Annotated in this window: 21 protein-coding genes; 8 read left to right on the top strand and 13 right to left on the bottom strand. The window is 38.7% G+C overall.

Annotated elements, in window-relative coordinates; all coding sequences use genetic code 11:
- Nucleotides 1-43: 43 nt before the first annotated feature.
- Complete coding sequence (locus ACG59Z_RS04240) at nucleotides 44-289, bottom strand: hypothetical protein (protein WP_263612953.1); 246 nt, start codon at nucleotides 287-289, stop codon at nucleotides 44-46.
- Nucleotides 290-382: 93 nt separating this feature from the next.
- Between ACG59Z_RS04240 and ACG59Z_RS04235 the strand changes: the two genes are divergently transcribed.
- Nucleotides 383-517 carry a hypothetical protein gene (locus ACG59Z_RS04235; protein ID WP_311069604.1) on the top strand — a complete coding sequence of 45 codons (135 nt, stop codon included), beginning with the start codon at nucleotides 383-385 and terminating at the stop codon, nucleotides 515-517.
- Between the two features lie 184 nt (nucleotides 518-701).
- On the opposite strand, the gene rho is transcribed toward ACG59Z_RS04235, so the two are convergent.
- A complete protein-coding gene (gene rho / locus ACG59Z_RS04230; RefSeq protein ID WP_001054522.1) occupies nucleotides 702-1,970 on the bottom strand; it encodes a transcription termination factor Rho in 1,269 nt (422 codons plus the stop codon).
- 320 nt (nucleotides 1,971-2,290) lie between these two features.
- Nucleotides 2,291-2,617 carry a thioredoxin gene (gene trxA, locus ACG59Z_RS04225; protein WP_002054512.1) on the bottom strand — a complete coding sequence of 109 codons (327 nt, stop codon included), beginning with the start codon at nucleotides 2,615-2,617 and terminating at the stop codon, nucleotides 2,291-2,293.
- A 279-nt stretch (nucleotides 2,618-2,896) separates the two neighbouring features.
- Between trxA and ppx the strand changes: the two genes are divergently transcribed.
- The 5 genes from ppx to ACG59Z_RS04200 are packed head-to-tail and all read left to right on the top strand — an operon-like array spanning nucleotide 2,897 to nucleotide 7,996.
- Entirely contained in the window at nucleotides 2,897-4,417 is a 1,521-nt protein-coding gene (ppx, locus tag ACG59Z_RS04220) for an exopolyphosphatase (RefSeq protein WP_213688851.1), read from the top strand.
- Nucleotides 4,418-4,435: 18 nt separating this feature from the next.
- The gene (locus tag ACG59Z_RS04215; protein ID WP_213688850.1) at nucleotides 4,436-5,257 is read left to right on the top strand and encodes an acetyl-CoA carboxylase carboxyltransferase subunit alpha; all 822 of its coding nucleotides are present in this window, start codon (nucleotides 4,436-4,438) and stop codon (nucleotides 5,255-5,257) included.
- Complete coding sequence (tilS, locus tag ACG59Z_RS04210) at nucleotides 5,194-6,594, top strand: tRNA lysidine(34) synthetase TilS (protein WP_400198029.1); 1,401 nt, start codon at nucleotides 5,194-5,196, stop codon at nucleotides 6,592-6,594. Before ACG59Z_RS04215 ends, tilS begins: the two co-directional genes overlap by 64 nt.
- Nucleotides 6,569-7,405 carry a pyrroline-5-carboxylate reductase gene (gene proC / locus ACG59Z_RS04205; RefSeq protein WP_213689856.1) on the top strand — a complete coding sequence of 279 codons (837 nt, stop codon included), beginning with the start codon at nucleotides 6,569-6,571 and terminating at the stop codon, nucleotides 7,403-7,405. Before tilS ends, proC begins: the two co-directional genes overlap by 26 nt.
- A gap of 21 nt (nucleotides 7,406-7,426) precedes the next feature.
- Nucleotides 7,427-7,996: a YggT family protein gene (locus ACG59Z_RS04200; protein WP_002054582.1), complete on the top strand. Its 570-nt coding sequence runs from the start codon at nucleotides 7,427-7,429 to the stop codon at nucleotides 7,994-7,996.
- A gap of 53 nt (nucleotides 7,997-8,049) precedes the next feature.
- Here the strand turns inward: ACG59Z_RS04200 and polA are convergent, their stop codons facing one another.
- Nucleotides 8,050-10,821: a DNA polymerase I gene (gene polA / locus ACG59Z_RS04195; RefSeq protein ID WP_263612957.1), complete on the bottom strand. Its 2,772-nt coding sequence runs from the start codon at nucleotides 10,819-10,821 to the stop codon at nucleotides 8,050-8,052.
- Nucleotides 10,822-10,975: 154 nt separating this feature from the next.
- Here polA and ACG59Z_RS04190 point away from each other — a divergent pair, with 154 nt between their 5' ends.
- The gene (locus tag ACG59Z_RS04190; RefSeq protein WP_400198028.1) at nucleotides 10,976-13,780 is read left to right on the top strand and encodes a DUF2339 domain-containing protein; all 2,805 of its coding nucleotides are present in this window, start codon (nucleotides 10,976-10,978) and stop codon (nucleotides 13,778-13,780) included.
- On the opposite strand, the gene ACG59Z_RS04185 is transcribed toward ACG59Z_RS04190, so the two are convergent.
- Both ACG59Z_RS04185 and ACG59Z_RS04180 read right to left on the bottom strand, forming a co-directional pair.
- Nucleotides 13,770-14,687 (bottom strand): mechanosensitive ion channel family protein, encoded by a 918-nt coding sequence (locus ACG59Z_RS04185; protein ID WP_263612959.1) that lies wholly within the window; start codon nucleotides 14,685-14,687, stop codon nucleotides 13,770-13,772. The two genes, ACG59Z_RS04190 and ACG59Z_RS04185, sit on opposite strands and share 11 nt — an antisense overlap.
- A gap of 9 nt (nucleotides 14,688-14,696) precedes the next feature.
- Nucleotides 14,697-15,518 carry a hypothetical protein gene (locus ACG59Z_RS04180; protein WP_272238692.1) on the bottom strand — a complete coding sequence of 274 codons (822 nt, stop codon included), beginning with the start codon at nucleotides 15,516-15,518 and terminating at the stop codon, nucleotides 14,697-14,699.
- Between the two features lie 96 nt (nucleotides 15,519-15,614).
- Here ACG59Z_RS04180 and gspE point away from each other — a divergent pair, with 96 nt between their 5' ends.
- Nucleotides 15,615-17,105 carry a type II secretion system ATPase GspE gene (gspE, locus tag ACG59Z_RS04175; protein ID WP_400198027.1) on the top strand — a complete coding sequence of 497 codons (1,491 nt, stop codon included), beginning with the start codon at nucleotides 15,615-15,617 and terminating at the stop codon, nucleotides 17,103-17,105.
- 59 nt (nucleotides 17,106-17,164) lie between these two features.
- Here gspE and ACG59Z_RS04170 read toward each other — a convergent pair whose 3' ends face one another.
- The 7 genes from ACG59Z_RS04170 to ACG59Z_RS04140 all read right to left on the bottom strand — a co-directional run bounded on the left by ACG59Z_RS04170 (nucleotide 17,165) and on the right by ACG59Z_RS04140 (nucleotide 22,132).
- Entirely contained in the window at nucleotides 17,165-17,596 is a 432-nt protein-coding gene (locus ACG59Z_RS04170) for an organic hydroperoxide resistance protein (protein ID WP_400198026.1), read from the bottom strand.
- Nucleotides 17,597-17,683: 87 nt separating this feature from the next.
- Nucleotides 17,684-18,121 (bottom strand): MarR family winged helix-turn-helix transcriptional regulator, encoded by a 438-nt coding sequence (locus tag ACG59Z_RS04165; RefSeq protein WP_191107000.1) that lies wholly within the window; start codon nucleotides 18,119-18,121, stop codon nucleotides 17,684-17,686.
- A gap of 160 nt (nucleotides 18,122-18,281) precedes the next feature.
- A complete protein-coding gene (locus ACG59Z_RS04160) occupies nucleotides 18,282-18,659 on the bottom strand; it encodes a DUF4951 domain-containing protein (protein WP_077169007.1) in 378 nt (125 codons plus the stop codon).
- Between the two features lie 14 nt (nucleotides 18,660-18,673).
- Nucleotides 18,674-19,498, bottom strand: coding sequence for a carbon-nitrogen hydrolase family protein (locus ACG59Z_RS04155; protein ID WP_191106998.1), 825 nt, complete (start codon nucleotides 19,496-19,498; stop codon nucleotides 18,674-18,676).
- Nucleotides 19,499-19,524: 26 nt separating this feature from the next.
- On the bottom strand, nucleotides 19,525-20,046 hold the full coding sequence (gene gigB, locus ACG59Z_RS04150) for an anti-anti-sigma factor GigB (protein ID WP_191106997.1): 522 nt from the start codon (nucleotides 20,044-20,046) through the stop codon (nucleotides 19,525-19,527).
- A 102-nt stretch (nucleotides 20,047-20,148) separates the two neighbouring features.
- A complete protein-coding gene (gene gigA, locus ACG59Z_RS04145; protein ID WP_400198025.1) occupies nucleotides 20,149-21,117 on the bottom strand; it encodes an RsbU family protein phosphatase GigA in 969 nt (322 codons plus the stop codon).
- A gap of 115 nt (nucleotides 21,118-21,232) precedes the next feature.
- The gene (locus tag ACG59Z_RS04140) at nucleotides 21,233-22,132 is read right to left on the bottom strand and encodes a VacJ family lipoprotein (protein ID WP_400198024.1); all 900 of its coding nucleotides are present in this window, start codon (nucleotides 22,130-22,132) and stop codon (nucleotides 21,233-21,235) included.
- Between the last annotated feature and the right edge of the window lie 524 nt (nucleotides 22,133-22,656).

The raw sequence follows: 22,656 nt of genomic DNA, 5'->3' as shown, positions 1-22,656 counted from the left end.
AGAGGACATAAAGTCCTCTTTTTTATCTAATCTAGAATATAGATTAGTGTGCAGCAGAAGCAGCAACGTCAGAAGCAGCAGCAGCAACGTCAGAAGCAGCAGCAGCAGTTTCAGAAGCAGCAGCGTCAACAGCAGTAGCAGCTTCAGAAGCAGCAGCAGTAGCTTCAGAAGCAGCAGCTACAGCTTCAGAAGCAGCAGCAGCAGCTGGAGCTTCTTCTTTCTTAGAACAACCAACGAAAGCTAAAGTAGCAGCAACAGCAGCAGCAACAGCGAATTTTTTGAATAACATGGCATCACTCTCACAAAAAAAATTTGAGATTAAAAAAACCTAAGTTAGGCTGTTTTGCTTTTATTATTCCTAAACGTAGCTAGGTAACAACGCATGGAGCAGTCTAACTGGTCTGCCGCTATGCTATCACTGCGAATGCTGAAATACTACTGTCACCTGTCAAAAAAGCGCAGAAAAATCGAAAAAACAGTCTGTTTTTTAACAGAAAAAAACAATCAAATAGATTAGATATATTGGAAAAGGTGTAAGTAAACTACTAAAAAACATAATTTTTTTATATTAAAAATATTTGTTTTCAAAAGCTTAAATATATCCTTACATAAGGAATAGTAAAATGTAGTTTTGTGTAAAGCATGTCAACCAAATAAAAAAGCTACTCATGAGAGTAGCTTTTTTTCAAACAATATAATGATTAAGTTGAAGCTTTACGCTTCATCTGATCAAAGAAATCATCATTTGTTTTGGTTTCTTTCATACGGTCAAGTAAGAATTCCATAGCAGCCAACTCATCCATAGGATGAAGGAGTTTGCGAAGGATCCAAACTTTACGTAATTTATCTTCATCCATTAAACGTTCTTCACGACGTGTGCCTGATTTCTTAATATTCATGGCTGGGAAGACACGTTTCTCAGCAATACGGCGATCAAGCGTAATTTCTTGGTTACCTGTACCTTTGAATTCTTCGTAAATTACATCATCCATTTTACTGCCAGTTTCAATAAGTGCAGTAGAGATGATTGTTAAAGAACCGCCTTCTTCGATATTACGAGCAGCACCAAAGAAACGTTTTGGACGTTCTAATGCATGAGCATCTACACCACCAGTTAATACCTTACCTGATGAAGGGATTACAGTGTTGTATGCACGAGCCAAACGTGTAATAGAGTCAAGCAAAATCACAACATCTTTTTTATGTTCAACAAGACGTTTTGCTTTTTCAATGACCATTTCAGCGACTTGTACGTGACGTGCAGGTGCTTCATCAAATGTTGAAGCAACGACTTCACCGCGTACAGTACGTTCCATTTCAGTTACTTCTTCTGGGCGCTCATCAATGAGTAAAACAATAAGGAACACTTCCGGATTGTTTCTCACAATAGATTGAGCTATGTTTTGAAGTAACATTGTTTTACCCGCTTTTGGCGGTGCAACAATAATCGAACGTTGACCTTTACCAATTGGGGCAACTAAGTCGACAACACGAGCAGTTAAGTCTTCTGTTGTACCATTACCTAGTTCCATGACCAATTGTTCGGTTGGGAAAAGGGGAGTTAAGTTTTCAAATAAAATTTTATTTCGAGAATTTTCAGGCGTGTCATAGTTAATCTGATTAACTTTGAGTAACGCGAAATAACGCTCACCTTCTTTCGGAGGGCGAATAGTACCTGTGATGGTATCACCTGTACGCAAGTTAAAGCGTCGGATTTGTGAAGGACTCACATAAATATCATCCGGACCTGCTAAATACGAACCTGCGGCAGAGCGCAAAAAACCAAAACCATCAGAGAGAATTTCAAGAACGCCGTCACCAAAAATTTCTTCGCCATTCATTGCATGGCGTTTCAAGATGGCAAAGATAATATCTTGCTTTCGGTTACGAGCCATACCTTCAAGGCCCATAAATTCAGCAATTTTAATTAGTTCGCCGATTGGTTTTTTCTTGAGTTCAGTTAAATTCATAAGGGTCAGAATTAGGAAAGAGTAGAGTGTGGTTTAAAAGAAGAAAAATCGCTCGCATACAAAAAAGAGTATCGCAATTGTATTTACACAATAACAATTCAGAAGTCTGATTAACTGTTTCGAAGAGAAATGTGAAAAAACAATTTCTGTTGCCGAGTGGCGATCTTTATGTTTGTGTCTTGTAAGAAGCCGGACAGAAGACGATTCCCTTCAGTGCCTCTTGAGCATGCAATATAAGTGAGATCAGCTAATTTGTCAATTTATAGCCGAAAAAAATACGCTATAGAGATATAGCGTATTTTTATCTGTAACGTTTCTTCTTAAACGTTTTCGTCAATGAAGCTAACGAGTTTAGAACGAGGTACAGCACCGATTTGCTGAGCTACTACTTCACCATTTTTGAAAAGTAATAAAGCAGGAATATTACGGATATTGTATTTCACTGCTGTATCTTCACAAGAAGTTACGTCAACTTTAACGATTTTTACTTTACCAGCATATTCACTTGATAAATCTTCAAGAACAGGTGCAATTGCTTTACAAGGTGCACACCAACCTGCCCAGAAGTCAACAAGTACAGGGGTTTCTGCATCTAGAACATCTGCTTGGAAGTTATCATCAGTTGTATTTACAATAGTCGCAGACATGGTACGGCTCCAATTTTTAGAAAAAAGTGCTATCACTATATGAGGATATAATCTCTATCAGTATTACATAGCTACTTAGTTCAATGTAAGGGTTTGATGCTATTATTCAAGGCTTAACTGAATTTGTCTAATGGATGCTCACGATATTCACCATCGGCTTGTACAATCGTTTAACAAATAGAAAAATATCGATGTCTATTAATTGTTGATGAAAATGGCTTTTCAATTGCATTCTTGTGAATTACTCTAGGCGTGAATTGTTATGGGTTTAGTTCAATAATGTCTGATTTTCTGATTGATGAAGAATTACTTGCTGCCATAGATATGGGGTCGAACAGTTTTCACCTTGCCATTGCACGGGTAGATCACGGTGAAGTTAAAAAAGTGGCTTCAATGTCAGAAAAAGTACAGCTTGCGGCTGGTCTTGATGAAAATAAAAATTTAACAGAAGCAGCACAACAACGTGGATTAGCATGTTTAGCTCGTTTTGTGGGACGTTTAAGTTCTGTTCAACCCAATCGTTTAAGAATTGTGGCAACCAATGCTTTACGTCAGGCTAAAAATGGCCATGAATTTATTCAAAAAGCCGCTGAAATTTTACCCAAACCTATTGAAATTATTGCTGGTCGTGAAGAAGCACGACTGATTTACCTTGGCGTATCTCACACGATGGCTAACGGTGGACGTCGTTTAGTTGTGGATATTGGTGGGGGATCTACCGAGTTTATTATTGGCGAAGAGTTTGAGCCAATTTATACCGAATCATTACAAATGGGATGTGTAGCTTATACAAAAGCCTATTTTGCTGATGGTGAAATCACACAAAAAGCATTCGATAAGGCAGTAGTTGCTGCCCGTAAAGAACTTTCAGCAATCGCAACGACTTATAAGATGGAAGGCTGGGATACTGTTGTTGGTTCAAGTGGAACTATTAAAGCCTGTCGTCAAATTATGGTGAATATGGGGTTAAGTGACGAGCAAGAAAATGTCACTCGTGAAGGCCTCTATAAACTTAAAGATAAGTTACTTAAGTTCAAAAATATTTCTGAAATTGATTTTGAAGGACTTCGAGAAGATCGACGAGCAGTTTTGCCAGCCGGATTGGCAATTTTGTACGCAGTTTTTGAAGTATTAGAAATTGAACATTTGGCATATTCTGATGGTGCATTGCGTGAAGGAGTCATGTATGACCTGTTAGGTCGTTTTAAACATGAAGATATCCGAGATCGTAGTGTACAAGCCTTAATGGGGCGCTATAACGCTGATCCGAAACAAGCAGAACGAGTTGTAAATACAGCTCAACAGTTATTCGATGGTGTAGCAAAGCCACTTAATTTAACGAGTGAAGACAGTGACTTACTGCGCCGTGCCGCATATTTGCATGAAATTGGTTTAGCAATTAGTCATGGTGGTTACCATCGTCATGGTGCTTATTTATTACAGCATTCTGATATTCCAGGTTTCTCACAAATTGATCAAAACCATCTTTCACATTTGGTTGCTCATCATCGTCGCAAATTACGTAATGATGTAAAAAATGAAGTTTTAAAGGCTGGCGGTTATAAATTACTTTACTTAAGTTTATTACTTCGCCTTGCAGTTTTACTCAACCATAGTCGCAGTGATCAGATGCTTCCTGCCATTGAATTGACCATCATAAATGATCAACAATGGCAGCTTAGTGTTTCTGGTGATGCCAAACAATGGCCATTGTTAGTTGCCGACTTGCATGATGAGCAAGAGCAGTTTAAGCATTGGGACATTGAATTGAATATTCAGTCGGAAAAATTTATCGATTAAAGGGATAATATTCGACCTATGAAAAAAGCTACTCAGTCCAAAGCGTGGACAACGGTTCAAATTGCACGTCATCCTGATCGTCCGCAGTTTCTAGATTATGTCGGTGAAATCTTTACAGAGTTTGATGCCTTGCATGGTGATCGTTTGTTTGGTGACGATGGTGCGATGGTAGGTGGTCTTGCTCGTTTTGACGGTCAACCTGTGATGGTCATTGGACAACACCGTGGTCGTAGTACCCGTGAAAAATTAAAGCATAACTTTGGTATGGCGAACCCAGAAGGTTACCGTAAATCTCAGCGTTTATTAGATATGGCTGAGCGTTTTAATCTTCCGGTGTTCACGTTTATTGATACGATGGGTGCATACCCAGGTGTTGGTGCTGAAGAACGTGGACAAGCTGAAGCAATTGCTACTAGCCTTGCTCAACTTTCAAGTTTGAAAGTTCCTGTTGTTGCAACAGTACTCGGTGAAGGCGGTTCTGGCGGTGCTTTAGGTATTGGTGTTGCTGACCGAGTGATTATGTTATCGCATAGTATCTATTCTGTGATTTCACCAGAAGGTTGTGCTTCTATTTTATGGAAGACTGCTGAAAAAGCGGCTCAAGCGAGTGAAGCTTTAGGTTTAACAGCAGATAAACTACAATCTCTAGGTATTGTTGAATATGTAGTAGATGAAGGTGAAGGGGCTCATTTAGACCCTGAGCGTGTTATGCAAAACCTAAAAGTGGTTTTGAAGCAAGCTTTGGAAGAGTTGCTACCAATGGATGCAAATGAACGATGCGAAGCACGTTATCAACGTTTAATGAAGTTTGGCAGCGAAAATTTAGGCATCACGTCTTAAAGCAGGCTCAAGAGTTTTCAGAAAATAGTTCTTTTCTTATTGGATGTAGTGGTGGCATGGATTCAATGCTACTACTACATTTAATGGCTCAAATTTTCCCTCAAAAGATCCGAGCAATTTACATTGATCATCAACTGCAAAAACAAAGTGCAGAATGGGGGGAATTTGTTGCCAGTCAGTCAACAAATTTAAATATTCCTTATATTATTCAAAAAGTTCAGATTTCTGATGGGAATCTGGAAGCTCAAGCACGTCAAGCACGTTATCAAGCTTATCAGCAACATTTACAAGACAATGAAATTCTATTGCTTGCTCATCATCAGCAAGATCAGGCCGAAACAGTTATTTTACGTTTATTGGCAGGTACAGGTGTAGATGGACTTGCTGCGATGCAAGCCATTGATTACCGTGTAAACATGACAATTTGGCGCCCTTTTTTGGATCTAACACGTGAGCAAATCGCTTTTTGGACTGCTCAGCTTGAAGTTAAGTATATTGATGATCCAATGAACTATGATACCCATTATGATCGTGTGTGGTGTCGTGAAGAGCTTTGGCCATTTTTAACAAAGCGATTTCCAAAAATGCAGCAGGCACTGAGCCGAACCAGTTATCTCATGCAAGATGCTTCTGAAATTTTAGAAGAAGTTTTGAAAGCCGATTTAAAGCATTGTGGAACGGCTGAATGCTTAGATTTAATTAAACTATTAGATTTGTCATCTGCCCGTCAACGTCAATTACTTTCCGCTTGGATGAAGGGTGATGGGCAATATCGGCCTGCATTTGAAATGGTCGAGCGCTTAAAGACTGAAGTTATTGACTCTAAGTCAGATGCTCAAGCGGCTTTACATTGGAACCAGTTTTACTATGTTCGTTATCAAAATATACTCTATAGGTTAAGTAAACAGGTTTATCTTGCGGAAACTTTAAATCTGGTTGAAGCTGAACTCGAGCATGCATTTAAATTAGAAGAAAAGTGGCAGGGGGCTTCTGGACTTTTTCATATTGTGTCTAAAGAAATTGGTTTAAGTCATTCTTTATTAAATAAAGAATTAAAAATAATTCGACGTCAAGGCGGTGAAAAAGTCCATTTATATGGTCGTGTTGGGCAATGGCCATTAAAAAAAGCAATTCAAGAGGCACATATTTTGCCTTGGCTTCGTCATACAATTCAAATATTAGTCATAGATAATGTTATGCTTGGTGTTTTTACACCGAAAGGATTTTGGTTGGCTCAGTCTCCGTATTGTGAGCAAGGAGGATGGCAACCAGATTTAATTTCTCATTCTTGTGATCTGGTAAATGGCGAATATGGTTATGACAAGTGCAGTAAATAGTAATATCTGTTTTATTGGTGGTGGTAATATGGCCCAAGCGTTGATTGGCGGGCTAATTTCGAGAGGTTTGCCGCCAACACGTATTACCGTTTCAGATCCAGTTGAACAAATCCGTCATTTATTACAAGAAAAAGAAATTCATGTAACCCAAGATAATGTGGCTGCAATTAAAAATGCAGATGTTGTAGTACTTGCTGTAAAACCACAGGTTTTAGCAAATGTTCTACGCCCGTTGAAAGGCTTATTATCGGATAAACTGGTTATTTCGATTATTGCTGGTGCGGAAATTAAGACAATATCAAATCTTATTGATAGCGAACGAATTGTACGTGTTATGCCGAATACGCCAGCATTAGTTCAAACTGGCGCACATGGTATTTATGCGACTGATGTGGTTGGTGCTTCAGACCGTGAATTAACGAGTCAAATTTTAGCAGCAACTGGTTTAACAATTTGGGTAAACTCCGAAGCTCAAATTGATGCGGTAACGGCAGTTTCAGGTTCAGGTCCGGCTTATTTCTTCTACCTCATGGAAAGTATGATCCGCGCAGGTAAAAATCTAGGGCTAGATGAAAAAGTTGCAACTGCATTAACACTTCAAACAGCATTAGGTGCGGCTCAAATGGCAATTACGAGTTCAAATACTCCGTCTGAACTACGTAAAAATGTGACTTCACCGAATGGTACAACACAAGCTGCACTTGAAGTTTTTGATCGTGCACAAATCTCTCAGAATATTCAATCTGCATTAGCTGCTGCACAGAAACGTAGCCAAGAATTGGCTCAAGAACTGAGTGACAGTGCAAAATAGCTTTAATAGGATAAGACAACTATGGGTGCAAATTCTGCGCTAATTTTTGGAATTTTAATTAACGTTGCGATTTTATTGGTCTTTTTCCGGTTCTTAATGCAATTGGCGGCAGTAAGTCCTTATAATCCTGTGGTTTTATCGACAGTAAAGGCGACGAAGATTGTTGATATTTTTGGCCGTATTTTTCCAACAGTCGCAAAAGGCCGGTTCAATTTAGCTGCGTTAGTTCTTTTAATTATTTTATATTTACTGAAAATTTTCGGTGTGATGTATCTTTCAGGTTCAATGCCAAATAGTCCGATTCATTTAGTGATTCTGACATTTGTGACGATGATCCAAGACTTGATTCGTTTCTGCCGTTATTTAATTTTCGCGACAATCATTTTGAGCTGGGTGGTTATGTTCACTCAATCTCGTTCACCTTACATTGAGGTGATTCAAGATTTGGCAGAACCATTATTAGCGCCGTTCCGTCGTTTACTACCTAATATGGGAATGATTGACTTATCACCAATTTTGGCTTTCTTGGCACTCTATATTGCCGAGATCTTAATGAATGAAGTCGCTAAAGTTCTTTTAACGGGACTGTAAGTTAATGCAATAAAAAAGGGCTGTTAATACAGCCCTTTTTTTATTTCTGCTAATTAATGGGCATCATCCCAGTTTTGTCCTTGTCCAACTTCAACCACTAAAGGCACGGAAATTTCGACAACGGATTCCATGACACTTGCGATTTGCTTAGAAAGTTCTTCGGCAATGTTTTGATCGGCTTCAAACACTAATTCATCGTGTACTTGAAGTAGTAGCTTTGCTTGATCTTTTGGCAAGATTTCATCAACTGCAATCATTGCAAGTTTAATAATATCAGCCGCACTACCTTGCAAAGGTGCATTAATCGCAGCACGTTCAGCAGCCTTACGTACCATCACATTTCGTGCATCAATATCTGGTGTATATAGACGACGGCCTAAAATGGTTTCAACAAAGCCTTGTTCCGATGCTACTTGGCGGGTACGTTGCATATATTCATAGATGCCAGGATAGCGTTGGAAATATTGCTTAATATAATTTTGCGACTCTTGACGTGTGAAGCCTAATTGACGAATTAAGCCAAATTCAGACATACCATAAAGTAGGCCAAAGTTAACGGCTTTCGCTTGACGACGTTGATCATTGGTCACATCTTCAATTGCAATACCTAATACTTCGGCAGCAGTACGGCGGTGAACGTCTTGTCCGTGCTGGAACGCATGTACTAATGCTTCATCTTGAGAGAAATGAGCCATTAAACGAAGTTCAATTTGTGAGTAATCGGCAGCCAATAGTACTCGGCCTTCTGGTGCAATGAATGCTTTACGAATTTGACGGCCAATTTGTCTACGAATTGGAATATTTTGTAAGTTCGGATCAGAAGAAGAGAGGCGGCCTGTTGCTGTGAGGGCTTGGTGATAACTCGTATGTACACGATGCGTGTCGTTATGAGATTGCTCAACTAAACGGTCCGTATAGGTACTTTTAAGTTTCGCTAAACCGCGATGCTCTAGAATAATTTCCGCCAAAGGATGTTCAATTTTTTCTAAAACACTTTCACTGGTGCTGTATTGTCCGGTTGCAGTTTTTTTACCGCCTTTGATTCCTAATTTATCAAATAGTATTTCGCCGACTTGTTTAGGTGAAGCAATATTAAAAGTTTCATCTGCAATTTCCATAGCCTGATTTTCAAGGCCTTCCATGGTTTTTGCAAATTCAACACTTAATTTATCTAAGAATGCATGATCTAAACGAATACCATCTTCTTCCATGCCTGACAAAATGCGAGCAACAGGCATTTCGATGTTGTATAAAATATTTTCTAATTCAGGGTGTGCTTTGAGCTTATTTGAAAGAACTTCATATAAACGATAGGTCACATGTGCATCTTCTGCTGCATAGTGAGCAGCAACTTCAATCTCAATTTGATTGAAAGTCTTTTGTTTAGCCCCCTTACCAGCAATTTGTTCAAAAGTGGTGGTTAAGTGGCTTAAGTAGACACGAGCGACATCATCCATGCCGTGACGAGTCGCCGCTGCATTTAGTACATAAGATGCCAGCATGCTATCGAAATACCAGCCTTTAAGTTCTATACCGTGGTTTGCAAAAATGTGTGCATCATACTTGAGGTGATGACCAATTTTTTTAACAGCTTCATTTTCTAGCACAGGTTTAATTTGAGCCAGAACTTGTTCACGATTCAGCTGCTGCGGTGCATTTTCATAGTTATGCGCTAAAGGCACATAGTATGCATCTTGTGCATCAAACGCGATTGAAAAACCAACCATCTCGGCAATACGGTAATCAAGACTTGTAGTCTCTGTATCAATAGCAAAATGATCGGCATTTTGCATGCGTTGCCAGAGCTGATCCCATGCTTCTTGAGTTAAAACAGTATGATAATTTGCAGTCCCAAGCTGGTCATCTTGACTAGTTAAGCTTGCTTGATCTTCGGTTTCTATAGATTCAGCAGGTTTAACTTCGTTTTGAACCACTGTCTGTGATGCTTGCTGCTTATAGCTTGAACTATTTGGGTTGTTTGGATGATCAAGCGACTGTAATTGGTTTCTAAACTCAAGCTCAGTATAAAGATTACGCAGCGCTTCCACATTTGGATCGGTAAGCTTTAATTCATGCCAATCAAGTTCTAAAGGAAGATCACACACAATACTGGCTAACTGGTGATCAAGCTTAATATTGTCCAAGTTATCTTTAATATTTTGGCTAAGTTTGCCTTTAAGTTGGTCTACATTGGCAATGATATTGTCTAAAGTGCCATATTCAGTCAGTAACTTGGCTGCTGTTTTTGCACCTACGCCAGGCACACCCATGATGCCATCAGACGCATCGCCCATAAGGGTTAAGTAATCGATAATCTGATTTGGCCAAACACCAAACTTCTCAAATACCCCGTCGGTATCCATGACGCGATCTTTAAAGCTATCTTCAAGTTTTACATGGTCATTGACGAGCTGAGCCATGTCTTTATCTCCAGTTGAGATAAGTACATGATGGCCCTCGAGTACGGCACGTTTAGCAAGTGTGCCGATAATGTCATCAGCTTCAGCACCAGGAAGACTATATAAAGGAATTCCTTGCGCTTTAATTAATGCATGCAAATATGGAATTTGTTGAGATAACTCTTCAGGCATGGTTGGGCGATCACCTTTATAAATAGGTGAAAGCTTATGACGGAAAGTTGGCTCAGGCGTATCAAAAATGACAGCCATATGTGTTGGCTGCATACGGCGCATCAGTTTTTGAATTGCAGAAATTGCCCCACGTATTGCATTGGTATGTAACCCTGTAGAGGTCGTCAATGGTGGTAATGCATGATATGCACGAAATAAAAAATAGGACCCATCAACCAAGACAAATGGTGGCATTGAACAATTCCTTAATTTGAATTAGGGGTATTTTACGTGAAAACGGCTATGAATGCAGGATTATGATTTTTGCAGTATTTTGTATGTATAAATATACGCTTGTATTGGCTTGAAGTAAGATGACATGTAATGAAGGTGTCATATTGCTAAGCCCATGTATAAAAAAGACAAACAGGGAATGATCGTCGTTTTGATCGCTTTGACTTTGTTTTTAGCCATTTCAATTGGTTTTAAATTTCAGAGTGCCGTTGTTGCTTTATCTATTGCGCTGACTGTCATACTGGTTCAGTTTTTATCAAATCTGCACCAACGTTTAATTCATTTAGAACAACAGTTTTCTCAGCAGAAAACGCCACTTTATTCTATTCATATGCAAAGAACAGTAATTTATGCAGCCGCCTTGGTTGCATTAGTTGCTTATATCAATCATTGGATGTGGATTGCTGGCGGAGCTTTGCTGGTTTTATTGTTATGTTTGATTCAAACCATCAGTGCATTTCATACTCGTCTATTGTTCCTTGAGTCAGCAAAGCAAAATGTTCATGTGGATGAAACCATAAATACAGAAGTTATAAATCCTGTAATAGAACAAGTTAGTTCCAATAATACGGATACGCTAGTCCCAGCGGGAACGGCACCTTTAAATCAAACAGAACAACCAGCACATGTACAAACCACATGGTGGCAACCAGCACTCGATTGGATGGTTCATGGCAATCCAATTTTAAGAGTTGCTGTTGCTGTGCTTATGGTTGGGGTGGTGCTCTTGCTGCGTTTTGCAAGCGAACACTGGCAGTTAAGCTTAGGTGTAAAACTTGGTTTTATTGCCATTGCTGGTGGTGTGTTAACGGTATTTGGATATATCTTACAAAAGAAAAACCAGCTTTTTGCTGTGGCATTACAGGGTGTAGGGCTTGCGGTTGTGTTCCTGACGCTTGTGTTCTCACATCATTTTGGTGTGATTGCCAATATCACTACAGCAAGTATTTTATTTGCTATTTTATTAGCAATTACGGTATTCCTGAGCTTAAAACAGCAAGCAATTTATTTAGCAATATTAGCACTCGGTATGGCTTATGCGGCTCCTTTGGTTATTCCGCAATATCGCCCAGATGTGATTTTCCTGTTTAGCTATTACTTTGTAATTAACCTTGCGGTTGCTGCTGTTAATTTTATTCAGCCTTGGAAAGTTTTAAATCAGATTGCTTTCTTTGCCACAATGTTTATTGGTGGTAGTGCAATCGCATTTTATGCTGAGCCAGCAAAATTTGACACATTAGACTGGATCTTATGGTGTCATATTGCTTTGTTTATTTGGTTAAGTGTTCGTTATAGCCAAAATATATCTCGGACTTCAGCACATGAAAAACAAGAGGGCATTCGTTTACCACCACTCTTAGATGTGGGTCTTATTTTTAGTGTACCGGTATTAGGTTTTACGCTTCATGCGTACTTGGTTCATGAGTCTACACAAGCGTTGACGATTGGTGCTGCTGTTTTGGCTGCTACCTATGCCGTATTAACTTTTTGGATTAAAAAATTCCATCCCCAGCTTTCAGTTCTTGCAAAAAGCTTTTTCATTCTTGCTGTTGCATTTTTTGCTTTAATCTTTCCACTTGCAAAGGGAGCGCACTGGACGGCAATTGGCTGGGTTGCACAAGGTACAGCTTTAATTGTGTGGGGCGTAACTGAACGCTACCGTTTAAGCCGATATATTGGCGTGATTTTAGTTTTACTCAGCTCACTTGCACTGTTTTATCAGGTTTGGGCGAATGAAGAGTTTCCAACGCTAAGCACTAGTATTTATGCAATTGCCCAATTTATTTCGGCCTTTTATTTATTGCAATACAACAGTAAAGAGCAACGCTATTTTAGCGCAAGTATGTTTAGTGGCATTTTCTTATGTTTAGGCATGTACGCGGGCGCTGTAGCTGGGGTAGAAATAATGGCATGGCATCACCAGGCTTTGAGTCCGTATTTGATGTTAGCCGTAGCCTTAATCGCAATATTTAGCGCAGTCGTACACTATAAAATACGTGTGCACTGGGAGAATTTGCAGTTAATTTTAATTAGCCTGTTACTGTTGTTAGTTTTGGGGGAAGTATTTACCAGTCAAGTCTTTATGTTGTTTAAATGGATAGACTCATTACAGCAAACTACTTTTCTAGTCGCTACCATTATTCTTAGCGGCTTATTTATTATGGCTCAACCACAGTCGGGTGAATCTGGATACTTAAAAGTCTGGGCTGGTTTAAGCTGGTTATCATTGGCGATAGTTGGTGTGGCTATTTTTCCACAAATACCAATTGTGGCTTTGGCTTTTATTCCTGTGGTTTATTCGTTTTGGGCTTATAAGGTTCATAAAACGACCCTATTGCATCAAATTCCAGTGTGGTGTTTAAGCTTACTGTGGTTGCTTGTAGTGAGTGTTGATAGCCACTCTGCTGAGTATCTTTATTTTGTTCCTTTAATTAACTTAACTGATTTTCTTTCAATTGCGGTATTTGCAGGTCTACTCTTTATTATTTACCAGCATGATTTTGATCAAGATAAATCAATGGAGTGGACTTTTAAAATTACAACAATTTTAGCTGGGTTGTTGGTATTTAGTAGTGTAGTCGTTCGGGGGTTGCGCCATTACTGGGCGACACCACTATGGAGTGCTGCAATTTGGACAAATGGAATCGTACAGTTAAGTCTGACATTGCTTTGGGTAATCTTGGCATTTATTTTAACTACATTCTCTAGCCGAAAAATGATTCGTCAACTCTGGTTTGTCGGAGCTGCACTTTTAGGTATTGTGGTATTAAAGCTGATTTTGCTTGATTTATCGCAAAGTGCGACATTAACTCGAGTCATTTCGTTTATTGGAGCAGGTGGGGTAATGTTGATTATTGCTTATCTTGCACCATTACCACCGTCATCTTCTGTACAGAAGAATCAAGAGCCTAAGCTTTAGGCTCTTGTTTTAATTCTTTTTGATTACTGTATTGATCGATATCATCATCAGCAAAAATATTAGATGGTCGATCAATCAAGCCCATTTTAGGAACAGGAATCTCGATTCGGTTATCTAAAAACCCATTACGGATACGTTCTTGCATTTCATCTCGAACTTTTAAAGAGTTTTCTTGTCGACACCACATTGTAAATAAAAGCTCAATCGATGATTCCCTAAATGCAGTAACCGTAACTGCTGGTTTTGGATCATCTAATACGAGTGGATAATTTGATGCGACATTCAGTAAAACCTCACGAACTTTAATAATGTCTTCGTGAAAGTTAATTGCCAAAGTAATTGGAATACGCCGTATTGGATATTTAGATAAGTTGTGTACAGGCGCACGAATGAGTTGTTCGTTTGGTAAACGAATATAGACGTTGTCGAGCGTAAGTAACTTTACCGAAAGCAAATCAATTGAAATGACTTCACCTTCGATGGTATTGCCACGAATAAGAGTAATTTGAATGGTATCACCGACTTCAAATGAACCTTCCCCAATCAAAAATAGACCACTAATCAGGTTACTGGCAGATGTTTGCGAAGCAAAACCAAGTGCTACTGTTAAAATCCCTGCTGCGCCAAGGAATACACTGAGTTTAAATCCTGCCTCTTTTAAACTCGTCATAATGAAGAGTAAGAAAATAAAATAGAAAATACCACGGCGCCATACAAGGCGTTGATGAGCATTAAAGCGTGAGCCAATGGTTCTAATAAATGTATTTGAAATAATACGAGCAAGAACAAAACCAATAAAACACAGTACAACACCGACTAAAATTTCACTAATACGTTCGGTGTTAATATTGGTAAATATACTTTTGAGGCTATCAGCGATATCTCTAGGAATATTTGAATCAGCCATAGAACCCCCTTAGAAAAATGAATCAAACATATTAAATAGTGCACCACCAGGTGAACGTGGGGGATGTACGTAAGTCACTTCACCTGCAAGAGGAGGTGTACGGTTTTCAATACGAATGCGGGCAGGGCGGTCAGACCCTTCATAATAAACTTTAATCTGTGAGGTCCATAAGCGGCCTGTACTTTCACTATAAAATAGCGGTAGGGCAGTTACTGGTACATTCATGCGGTCAAAGCGTAATTGATGATTACTGGTATTGTGAAAATCAATTGGTGTAACCGCACGGAATGCGCGTGGTGTTAATAGATTTAAGTCGGTACGTCCATCAACAGAGGTTGCATAGCAAATTTCACCTTGCTGGGCATTTGGGCCAAACCATGTATCTTTAGGCTGAATTACAGGAATCTCAAATAAAGGCTCATGCTGACTTTCGACTAAACCAGCAATCCAGAGAGGAGTACTAATATAAAGAGTCCCTCGCTGACCTGCTGGAATATAAATAGGATCAACAGGTTTAATCACAACAGATCTGTCTGCTAAACGAGGCATGAGTAGAAACTTTGGATTAGTTTTCCGAAACATGTAACGTTCGACTTGAACAGAATGTGGGAAACCGAAATTCGCATCCGGGATGATGTGCCAATCTTGCTCATTATCATCTTGAAGAGTAGGACGATAATATTCGATACGCCATTCTTTTATGCCACGCGTTAAACGAAAGAGCATTGAACCGAATTGCCATGCTTTGGACTGGTTAATTTCAAAGTGCTGCTCACCCCACCATTTTAAAGAATTCTGGGGGCGAGGCTGATATTCATTATTTTCAAACAAGACGTAAAATTCCTCTACCGAGTTGTTAAACAGACTTCACGCTGTAATCTGCTTAGAGTACACTCAAAATCATCTTACTCATCATTATAAATTGTGATGCAAATATTGAAACAAATACAAGTTCCATATAGTTTTGCCAAGCGTCATGGTGTTTTATTTCGTTATGACGGTGATCAAGTTTTTATTGTTAGACGTCAAAATACAGAAAAAATTGCATTGCAGGAAGCAAGACGAATTTTGGGGAAGCCTGCACATTATCAGCTATGTACTGAGCAAGAGTTTAATAGCTTATTGAGTACGAGTTATGCGGGGGATACAGGCGAATCTCAACAAGTTGCGGCTGGCTTAGAAGACCACCCAGATTTATTGAGTTTGGCCGATCAGGTTCCTGAAACAGAAGATTTAATGGATCAGGAAGATGACGCGCCTATTGTGCGTCTGATCAATGCACTTCTCTCTGAGGCAATCCGTGTAGGTGCTTCAGATATTCATATTGAAGCTTTTGAAAAGAAATTATCTGTACGTTTACGGGTAGATGGTCAATTACGCGAAATTGTGCAGCCGCGCCGTGAACTGGCCCCGTTACTTGTTTCACGTATTAAAGTTATGGCAAAACTTGATATTGCCGAAAAGCGTGTACCGCAAGATGGACGTATTTCTTTGCGTCTTGCTGGCCGTGAAGTTGATGTTCGTGTTTCAACTTTGCCTTCGTCTCATGGCGAGCGAGTAGTTATGCGTTTGCTTGATAAACAAGCGGGTCGTCTTAATATGACTCACTTGGGTTTAATGGCAAGTGACTATGAACGTTTAACTCAATTGGTGCATCGTCCACACGGCATTATTTTAGTCACAGGTCCTACTGGTTCGGGTAAAACAACGACTTTATATGCGGCCTTATCTGATCTAAATGACAATACCCGAAATATCTTAACTGCCGAAGATCCAATTGAATATCAACTTGAGGGCATAGGGCAAACACAGGTTAATACCAAAGTGGATATGACATTTGCTCGTGCTTTAAAAGCAATGTTACGTCAAGATCCTGATGTGGTGATGGTGGGCGAGATTCGTGATTTAGAGACTGCTGAAATTGCAGTACAAGCATCATTAACAGGTCATTTGGTTTTATCGACACTACATACCAACACTGCTATTGGTGCAGTGACTCGTCTTAAAGATATGGGAATTGAACCGTTCTTGTTATCAAGCTCTTTAATTGGAGTCGTTGCTCAGCGTTTAGTTCGTACCTTATGTCCACATTGTATGACATGGCGTGAAGCAGATACCTTTGAGAAACAGGTTTTTCAGCATATTTCACATGAGCCAACTTTAAAGTTACCGGAAGCTCAAGGGTGTGAGCAATGTTCCCACTTAGGGTTTAATGGCCGTACGGCTATTTATGAAATTATACCTATTGATGAACCGATGCGCCGTCTTATTCATGGCAATGCAGCTGAGTTTGAATTAGAAAATCATGCTCGTCAGTACGCAGGTTCTATTCGTGATGATGGCTTGCGTAAGGTAATTTTAGGTAAAACTACACTTGAAGAGGTGCTTCGAGTAACGAATGAAGCAAGTGAAGTATAAATTATAAAATACAATTAAAAATGCCCGAGTTAAATCGGGCATTTTTGAAATAACAAAACTTATTCAGTCACAATATTAAAAGTCACATCAATATTATTGCGAGTCGCATTTGAATATGGGCAAACAATATGAGCTGCAGCAACTAACTTCCCAGCTTCTTCACGGTCCATACCAATTAAGTAAACATTTAACGTTACTTCAATACTAAAACCTGTAGGAATTGGACCAATACCAACTTCACCTTCAACATAAGCATCTTTGCTAATATTAAATTTATCGCGGTTTGCAACGAATTTTAAAGCACCCAAAAAGCACGCTGAATAACCTGCTGCAAATAATTGTTCTGGGTTAGTTACAGCACCACCAGCGCCGCCCATTTCTTTAGGCACACCAAGTTGTACGTCTAATACACCGTCTGATGACGTTGCACGACCATCACGGCCACCAGTTGCTTTAGCTTTTGCACGATACACAACTTTTTCTAAAGACATCTTATAATTCCTAAATTAAATTGAATACAAATATATCGTACACGACTTAATTATTTTGACAAGCCAAAATTGTAAAAAAATGGGTGATTATTTAGCTATATTTGTACGAAGTTGTGTCAGCTGATCTTTCAGATCAAGTAGGGTGGTCATGTCACAAGAACTTGCTTCTAAAATATGAGCAGGAATATTTACGGCTTGTTCTTTAAGTATTTTTCCTTTTTCACTTAGTGTAATAATCACTTGGCGTTCATCTTCTTTTGAACGTGTGCGATTCACAAGTTGCATTGCTTCTAATTTTTTTAAAATGGGAGTTAAGGTAGAAGATTCTAAAAATAGTTTGTTGCCAATTTCTGAAACGGTAACCTCATCTTTTTCCCATAGAACCAACATCACCAAATATTGAGGATAAGTAATGCCTAGTGGAGTCAAAAGTTTTCGATAAAGCTGATTAAGTGCTAAATTTGTTGAGTAAATGAGGAAACATAATTGATTCTCAAGCTTTAAATTTTGACAGTCTTGGTCCATATATTCCTCAGAAAACTAAAAGATGCTTTTCTAGTATATCGCTTTATGTCTGATTTCTTAAATGCTCATAATTCTGAGCTATCGATAAAAATGAGATAACGCAAAAAAAAAGAGTAATCGAAAGATTACTCTATAACTTTAAAATATGAACTTGAAACAGTTACCAGAGATCGGCAATTTTCTTCATTAAACGAGCACGGTATTTTGCAGTTGGGTTATTTTCATTACGTTGCTGTTCTTGTTCATAGAAATCTTGCCAAGCTGTAATCATTTCTAAAGTTGTTCCTTGTTTTTTAATCATAGAAACATCAGCAGGTTGAATATTTTCTAAACGTTGTCTTGCGCCTTCAGCACCCGTTCCCCAACCAATAATCCGCTGACCAAAAGCAGGTAGAGGAATGTTTTTTGGAGTAGGTGGAAGAACATCTTGTTTCAGCTGCAAATTTGGAGAAACAAAATGATTCGTTGCTCCAAACTCAGCTGCATAACAGTGAATATTTGCCCCTAAGCAAAAAATGCTAAATAAGTATTTCCACATGAATAATTAAGCTTTTAATAGTGAATTAGTTTACGATGCGTCATTAAAGGCATTGATGTACGAACAAGCTCTTGAGCAGATAAATCAAAAGGTACAGTAATTAAACCATTGCCTTCATATTCAATCATACTTAAAACTTGTCCACGGCTATCAGTTGCTCCTGCATGTCCCCACGTTTGACGTTTTTCCCCATGCCAACCTTGTTGCGCTGCTCCTAGAACATAACATTGACTGTCCATTGCACGTGCTTGTAACAAAAGCTGCCAGTGCATTTGTCCTGTTGTATAGGTAAATGCTGCTGGAGCAGTCAATAAATGAGCGCCTTGTTGTCTGAGAGTTAAAGCTAACTCAGGAAAACGCAAGTCATAACATACCATTAGCCCAATATTGCCAAAAGGGGTAGATGTGACTACAACGTCTGTTCCAGGTTCAAAGAAACGAGATTCTTGATATCCACCAACTGCATCGCCAACTTGCACATCGAATAAATGTATTTTGTCGTAGCGTGCTTCTGTACCTTCAGGACTGATACATAAGCTTACTGTGCGCACGCGACCATCTTGTATGATAGAGCCATCTGGACGAAATGGACATGGTAAAGTGCCGGCAACAATCCAGATTTGATATTGATGCGCAAGTTTCTCAAGTCTTTGCTGGATCGATTCAAATTGCTCAGCTGTTTCACGCTGTTTACCAGCAGCGAAACATACAAAGTTTTCGGGAAAAACAATTAAGCTGGCATTTTGAGCACTGCTTTGCTGAATCAATGACTCGATTATTTGAAAGTTGCTTTCAATGTCATCTTGAGAATTCATTTGAACAACTGAAACAAGAGTCATATACAAATCCAGATTAGCAATAAAATTTAGGCATTTTGCTTATCAGATACTTGTTCAAGCGTGTCTTGTTCTTTCTGCAATTGCTTAACAAGTGGCTCAAACATATTCTGATTATTTGCATTGAGTTTCATCAATGTCTTATGTGCATCCAGAACAGTTCTTAGCATCGCATTATGAGTAATGTGTTCATCCGTTAGCGTTAGAGTGCAAACGCTAGGATCACCACAATAATTCAGAATGACAAAAACCTGCCCTAGCCCCATGCTGTTGGCTAAGGTTGTGATATCTGGATTGGTAGATAGCATCACAGCTTGAATATGATGAGTCTGTTTCAGTTTTAAACCTAGCTTGGCTAGGATACCTAGTACAGTACTATCAATAAATGTTGTTTGGGTTAAATCAACGATTGCACCAACAACATTCTCTTGCTGTTCAATTCTGTTTAAAAGTTTGTCTAGACTTATACAAGAATGGGCTCGCACTTCACCAATAAGTTTGAAAATATGCGTTCCATTTAAGCTTGCATATTCAACATGACCTGTTGACATATAAATGCCATTTTCAGAGAAGGATAGAAAAATTATCACATAGTGCCATCTCAGACTCAAGAGTCCTTAAGTCGTATATTTTTTAATTGATTGATTTTTAAATTAATTCATTCGACAAAGACTAAAGATGGCAATGTCATCAGCAACATGATCAGGGGCTTGGAATGATTGATTTTGCAAATGTTGGACCAATTGTTGAAATTGATCATTCAATCCACCATCAAATGGTTCTAGTGCTCCATCTGAACAAACAATGAAACGTGCATGACGATTTAATGTACATACATGTTCTTCAACTTCCAATTCGTCAGTTAAGCCCAGAGGAAAGCTACTAGTCGTTAAAATTTTTGGGGGTTGATTAGGTTCAAAAATAATTGGAGGAGGGTAGTGACCTGCACTAGACCAGCGAAGATTATGCGTTTCAAGATTTAAAATACCGACCACGATCGTAATATGTTTTTCGATATTCTCTTGAACTAACATTCCATTTAATTTTTTAATCAACTGTCGGGGTGTTTTTGAACGCCCATGAAATGCAGCCATCCATGAAGTTAATAAACTGCTTGTGACACCGTGTCCCGATACATCGGCAAGATAAAATAAAACTTCTTTATCATTTAATTTCCAATAATCATACCAGTCACCTGATAGATAAGCGGAAGGTTGAAAAAAAGTTTCAACTTCATAATTTAATAAATCAATAGGATTTGGTAACAACCGTTTTTGTAATTCTGCTGCCGAAGGTAAGTCACGGCTATCTTGATTACGTTTATATTGAGCATCAATTCTTGTTAATGCTTTATTTAAATCTTGAGGTAACTGGTTCCATACCCATCCAGCAAGAGCACCTGCTTCCCATGCCTGAGCTAAAGCACTACCTTCATGTTCAAAAGCGATCACAATTGTAGGTAAACGCCATTTATGAGTCAGGAAATCTTGTACATCTGCAATTGCAATAATTGTTGGGTCATATAAATCGAGATCATCTATGTGAATGACTTGTAAGTCTGGTAATGCATCCAGAGCTTGCTCTAAGAAAGGGATAGAGCGGGTCGGTTTAATAAAATACATAGAAGATATGGTAGTCCTTTTACAAGATCACTTTATCCATCATAGAGGATGTATGATCAAAATCAAGGTATTGCCTTTTTATATAAACAGCACAATACCTTGATTTCTTCTTTAATTATTTTTTAGTTTTAATATGACTGTCGTCTGGAACATCTTCAGATTCGTCATCATCAATGAAAGATACATCTGCTGAATTACCTTTTTTCTCAGCAATCTGGAATGCCTTACGTTGGAGATATAAATCGCGAATCATCGCATATTGATCACCTTGTATGGTTTGATCCAAATCTAGATATTGAGCACGTGTATCAATGGCCTGTAACACATTGGTTGACCAGTAAAGACCATCTTGGTTATCCATAATATACTTTTGTGGACGAGCCTGAGAATCTACAGCTAAGCCAATACCATCACGTAATGTGCTTGGTCCAAAGAAAGGCAACATCAAAAATGGTCCAGAAGGAACGCCATAGTAACCAAGAGTGACACCAAAGCTTTCATCTTCAGGCGGAAGACCTAAGCGACTAGCAGGGTCAGCTAAACCTAAAGTTGTTAATGTATTAACAGTAAATCGACCAAGTGTCTTTGCAGCACGTCCAGGGCGTCCTTGAATTAACTGGTTAACAGCATTCCATGGCTCTCCAAGATTTTTGCGGAACTGGCGATAAGAGCCACGCACATCTTCTGGAGTTTTCTCATTATATTGAACTGCAACGGGGCGAAGAATATTGCGGTCTAACATGTCATTAAAAGAATAAATCGGACGGTTTAATGACTGTAATGGGTCTTTTACTGTATCTGGTTGAGCGGCATTTGCATTGATTTTTAAATCTTTAGCTTTTAGGCCTTTCAAATCTTTAATAATTTGTGAACGGGGGCGGCCCTGCTGAGCCTCTGTAGAAGTAGCATCTTCCGAACTAGCGGTAGATTCTTCATTAAGATTTTCCTGAGCGTGTGCTGAGGTATAAAGACCCACAGTTAATAAGCTCGATAATAGTAAATTAGAATAATTCATATAATTCCTTAACCGCTAGCCAGGCTCTGTTCAATATGCAGTTGGATAGAGATATATTTTAATACAGAAGCGATAAGCTATTATCAATGTAAAATTGGTCAAATAATATAGAAAAATGACTAAAAAGCCTAAAAAATGACCGGTTGAATAATAAAATATGAGAAAGGGCTTGCAAAGGGTTCTTAATCCTCTATAATGCACATCCATCGGCGGTGATGCAGATAGAAACTTGTTGAAAAACAGTTACTTGGAATTGAGTTGATTGCTTTAAGTGATGAATTTGATGTTAAGTTGGTTTGAGAGATAAGTTTTAAAAATATCGAAATTACCTGTTGACTTTTAAGAGATTAAGAGTAATATAGCCGACCTAGCTTGCTGGTGACGAACCAGGAAGAAGATCATTAAGAGAATTGAAGAACAACTTGTGTGGATTTTTACTGATTGATTAATCGAAATAATTTTCATTGATTGATTGGTTTAAATTACTCGAAGTTTATTTGAGCGAAATTTAAGTCAGTAATTGA

It is taken from the genome of Acinetobacter sp. ABJ_C1_1, from assembly GCF_044684115.1.
Classification (GTDB): Bacteria; Pseudomonadota; Gammaproteobacteria; order Pseudomonadales; family Moraxellaceae; genus Acinetobacter; species Acinetobacter nosocomialis_A.
Note: the sequence above shows the minus strand (reverse complement) of the source record. Positions and strands in the feature narration are given on the sequence as shown.